The organism is Poinsettia branch-inducing phytoplasma str. JR1 (assembly GCF_000309465.1).
In the GTDB taxonomy this organism is placed as follows: Bacteria; Bacillota_I; Bacilli_A; order Acholeplasmatales; family Acholeplasmataceae; genus Phytoplasma; species Phytoplasma pruni.
Genome location: NZ_AKIK01000067.1, coordinates 1 through 4,853, shown reverse-complemented (window position 1 = coordinate 4,853; position 4,853 = coordinate 1). Strand labels below are relative to the sequence as shown.

Genomic DNA, 4,853 nt, shown 5'->3' with positions numbered 1-4,853 from the left:
TTATTACTTAAATTTTCTAATTTATTCATATTTTTCGCTCCTTTGATTTTTAAGAATAAACCCTTTTTTCATAATTTAATCCAAATTTTTCAGATATATTTTATTATACGTTTGTTTTGCAATCTTTTTGCTAATAATATAAGAAACGAAGCGAAGAGGGATAAAAAGTTTTATCTTATCTTTTTTTGATAAGATAATAATTTTTTGATTAATATCGTTATGTTATTTATAAATGTTATATAATTTAATCATAAATAATAATTAATTTTGAATTTATTTGTTTGATTAATTAAATTATTTTATTGATATAAATATTTTAACAATAAGAAGGGTATCGTATTAATATGAAAGTATCATTTTTATCAGAATTAAAGTCTTTTAATAAAAAAAGCACAGTAGTGGTTTTAAAATTAGAAGATGAAAAACAAAATGTTTCCGGCGTTAATGTTATCGATTTTCAAGGACAAGTGGAAAAAGCATGTCAAACAGAACAATTTAAAGGCAAAGCAGGTTCTGTTTTAAAATTAGTTCATCCTGAAGGTTATTTATTTTCTCGTTTATTAGTAGTAGGTTTAGGTAAAAACCCAGAAAAGAATGAAGCTTGGAAGAAAGCAGGGAGAGCGACTTTATTTGCTTTGAAAAACGTTAAAGAAATAGTTGTTTTAACAGATTTTGAAAACCACTCTTCTTCCTTCCAAGTGGTAATGGATTACATTTTAGAGATGATGTTAAAAAGTTATACTTTTGATCGTTATCATACAAAACCAAAAAAAGACTTTTCTGAAATGTATAATGATTTATCGGTTGTAGTGGTGACGAAAGAAGCGTCTGTTTGCCAAAAAGAATTTCATAAGGTGGAAGCAGTAGTCCAAGGTTCTAATGTAGCTCGTGATTTAGTGAATGAACCAGCTAACGTTTTAGGAACAGATGAATTTGTCTCTCGTATTAAAAAATTAAATAAAATGGGCATTGAAGTAGATTTTTTAGATAAAAAACAAATGGCTCAGTTAGGGATGAATTCTCTTTTAGCGGTAGCTCAAGGTTCTGATTGTCCTCCTTATTTAGCTATTATGAAATGGCAAGGTTCTTCTTCTCAAGAAGCTCCTCTATCTTTTGTAGGCAAAGGGGTAGTTTTTGATTCCGGTGGTATTTCCATTAAACCTTCTGGTGGTATGGAAGATATGAAAGGCGATATGGGCGGAGCTGCTATAGTAGTAGGCTTAATGCATACTTTAGCCGCTCGCAAAGCGCAAGTTAATGTTGTCGCAGTAGTTGGTTTAGTGGAAAATATGCCAAGCGGTAAAGCTCAAAGACCTGGCGATATTGTTACTTCTATGTCCGGTCAAACTATTGAGGTGATCACTACTGATGCGGAAGGAAGAATGGTATTGGCTGATGCTCTTTATTATACTAAAATTCATGTAAAACCTCAATTAATCGTTGATTTAGCTACTTTAACAGGTGCTATTATGGTTGCTTTAGGGGGAGAACATGCTGGTTTATTCTCTAATAATGACGATTTAGCACAAAAATTACTTGCCTCCGGACAAATAACTGGCGAAAAATTATGGTTAATGCCCCTTTCTGAAAAATACGACCGTTTAATTGATAGTAAATTTGCTGATATGAGAAATTCTTCAGGCAGATTAGCAGGTTCAATCACAGCTGCTCAATTTTTAAAACGTTTTGTGGGTGAAGATACTCCTTGGGCTCATATTGATATTGCGGGTGTAGCTTTTAACGATAAAGTTAGCACAGTTAACAACAGTTGGGCCACTGGTTTTGGCGTTCGTCTTTTAAACCAATTAGTGGCTAATTATTACGAAAAGAAATAAATTAACGCTATTATCAAAAAAATAATCATAAACTTTTTTATCGCTCTTTTATGATGCTTTTCTTTCTTTCAAGTTTTTTCAAATCACTCATAAGAGCGGTTTTTTTTACCATAAGAAACGGTGGCAAACGCTGTTAAGCGCCTATTATTTAGGAAATAAATCCATCTCTCTTTTTAACTTCTTGCTTAATAACTAATTTTAATTTATTAAAATTCAGATGGATTTTTTAATTTTTCTTTCATAAAAGGTTTATAATAAAAGCGGTTGTTTTTTAATTTAAATTAAAATGGAAAAAAGAGGTGATTTTATAATTGTTGTTTTTTAAATTTTAAAAAATGTTTATTAAAAAAATATGCGTTTACAGAATAAGAGAAAAAGATTTATTTTTAAAAAAATTATTTTAGCAAACTTTTTTTCTTTTTTTGTTTTCATCTAATCAATTAAAAAACATTGTTTTAGAATAAAAATTAACTTTATAAGAAAAAATTATGGACACAAATCAAAAATCTTTACTTTTGCACGAAAAACACAAAGGTAAATTGGCTGCTAAAATTAAAACAGAAGTTAATAATTTTGATGATTTATCTTTAGTATATACTCCTGGAGTAGCTGAACCTTGTCGTAAGATTCAACAAAACTCCGAAGACCTTTATAAATACACCATGAAATCTAACACAGTAGCTGTCATTACTAACGGTACGGCTGTTTTAGGCTTAGGAGATATCGGATCTAAAGCTTCTATTCCAGTAATGGAAGGAAAATCTATTTTATTTAAAAGATTCGCCGATATAGACTCTTTTCCGATAGCTATAGATTCCAAAGATCCTGAAGAAATAGTAAATATTATTGCTAAAATTTCTGATGTTTTTGGAGCGATTAATTTAGAAGATATTAAAGCGCCTGAATGTTTTCAAATTGAAGAAGCTTTAAAAGCGAAATTATCTATTCCTGTTTTGCATGATGATCAACACGGAACAGCTATCGTTGTAGCTTCTGGTTTAATTAATGCTTTAAGAGTGGTTAATAAAAAATTAGAAGACATTAGAGCGGTAATTTGTGGTACAGGTTCAGCTGGCCTTGCGGTAGCTAAAATGTTGCTGAACTTAAAAGTTAAAGACATTGTTTTATACGATAAAAAAGGTGTTATCCTTCGTGATAGCGATTGGACTAACCAAGAACAAAAGAAAATGTCTTTATTAACTAATAAAAACCAAGAAGACGGCGCTTTAAGTGATGTTATTAAAAATAAGGACGTTTTTATTGGCGTTTCTGGACCTAATATTCTTAATAGTGAAATGGTTTCCACTATGTCTAAAGATGCTATTGTTTTTGCTTTAGCAAACCCAAATCCGGAAATTTTACCTGAAGAAGCTAAAAAAGGTGGAGCAAGAATTATCGCTACTGGTAGATCCGATTACCCTAACCAAGTTAATAACTGTTTAGCTTTTCCTGGTGTATTTAGAGGAGCTCTTGATTATAAAGCGACTCAGATTAACGAAGAGATGAAGTTAGCTGCGGTTTACGCTTTAGCTAGTGTTATTCCTGTTAACGAATTAAACGAAAATAATATTATCCCTGGCGTGTTCAATGAACAAATTGTTGCTTCTATCTCTAAAGCGGTTGGAGAAGCAGCTGTTAAAACAGGCGCAGTAAGAAAATAAAATTTATTCAATGATATTTATTATCTAATTAAAAAAGACCTTTTAGAAGGTCTTTTTTAAATTTTTTTTTTTTTTTAAAGTTAAGAAAGGAATAATATTTTGAGAACAATCAAAATAGTAGTCGATATTTACCTCTTATAAATTTTATTATTTAATAACCTTATTTATCGGCTTTTTATTTCTTCGTCTAAAATATTCACACCTTACGAAAATATTTTCTTTTTGATAAAATTCATTTTAAACGGCCAAATATTTGTTTTTTTGTGTATAATAATTTTTTTCATAATTTAAAAAGTTAAATTATTAAAAAAATTATGAGGTGTTCCACGTTTTTTTAGATAACTTTTGTCTTTAAAATTGTTCTTTAAAACTTAAAATTAAGTGATAATTTCCTATCTTTTCAAACCAACAAAACATATTCTGATTAGAGAAAAAAATGTCTAATGTTTTTTTCATAATTTGTTAGTTTCAAAAGATATTTTTTCTAATATTGACCCCTTCGCTATATAAGTTAGGTAAAAAAGTTAAAAATTCATATGCAAAATGAAAAGAAAATAATTTTTATTATTAATAATAACATTTTTTTAAAAAAGGCGCAAAAAAGTTACCTTTTTTTCAAAGTTCTAGTTTAAAGGGATATTTTTAAATAATTTATCTTAAATTTTGTTCATATTGGATAGGTGAAAGATAGTTTAATTTATTTAAAAGCCATTGATTGTTCCAAATAGAGATAATTGTTTGATAATATTTAAAACTAATTCTTTATTTTGTTTTTTTGAAAATATTAGAAGCGATAATTCGGTTATTAAAAGAATCAATAATACATGAAAAATATAAAAAACTTTGTTAAGTTTTAAAATAAGTAGATGTCAGTGAATAGTTTTTGCATTGTTTGTTTTGTTTTAAAGTCTGGCTTGATTAAATTAGGAACTATGTTTAAATCTTTTTTTAAAGAACGATAATGGTATTTATTTTTTTAATCCTTAAACAACGACAAATAACTTTTTCTTTCATAATAAGATAAACTTTTTTCTTAGTAATAGTTTCATTAAAATTTTTTTGCTATAAATCACTTATTTTTCTATACCCTAAGAAATATTCATGCATTTTACATAAAGATGCAATGCGTTTTTGTTGTAATTTTTAACTTCTTTTTTAATTTTAATTTGTTTTGAATTTTTAACCAATAATAAGTGCTTCTTTTCATTTTAATAGTTTTTAAAATGGTTGTTAAATTTAGTTTTTGATTAAATTGTTTAACCAATTCAAAAACTGTTTTTTTATTATTTTTTTGATTTTTTTCATTAGAGTTTATAATAATAAATTATCAAATGAAGAAATAAAAAAAAATAAAATT

General features: G+C 27.6%; 2 protein-coding genes and 1 pseudogene. 2 read left to right on the top strand and 1 reads right to left on the bottom strand.

The window, feature by feature from the left end:
• Positions 1-344 precede the first annotated feature (344 nt).
• Entirely contained in the window at positions 345-1,835 is a 1,491-nt protein-coding gene (locus tag ON17_RS01690; RefSeq protein WP_017191780.1) for a leucyl aminopeptidase, read from the top strand.
• Between the two features lie 488 nt (positions 1,836-2,323).
• Complete coding sequence (locus ON17_RS01685) at positions 2,324-3,496, top strand: NAD(P)-dependent malic enzyme (RefSeq protein ID WP_017191779.1); 1,173 nt, start codon at positions 2,324-2,326, stop codon at positions 3,494-3,496.
• A 731-nt stretch (positions 3,497-4,227) separates the two neighbouring features.
• Here the strand turns inward: ON17_RS01685 and ON17_RS04000 are convergent.
• A pseudogene (locus ON17_RS04000) lies at positions 4,228-4,817 on the bottom strand (IS3 family transposase); the annotation flags it as partial.
• Positions 4,818-4,853 lie beyond the last annotated feature (36 nt).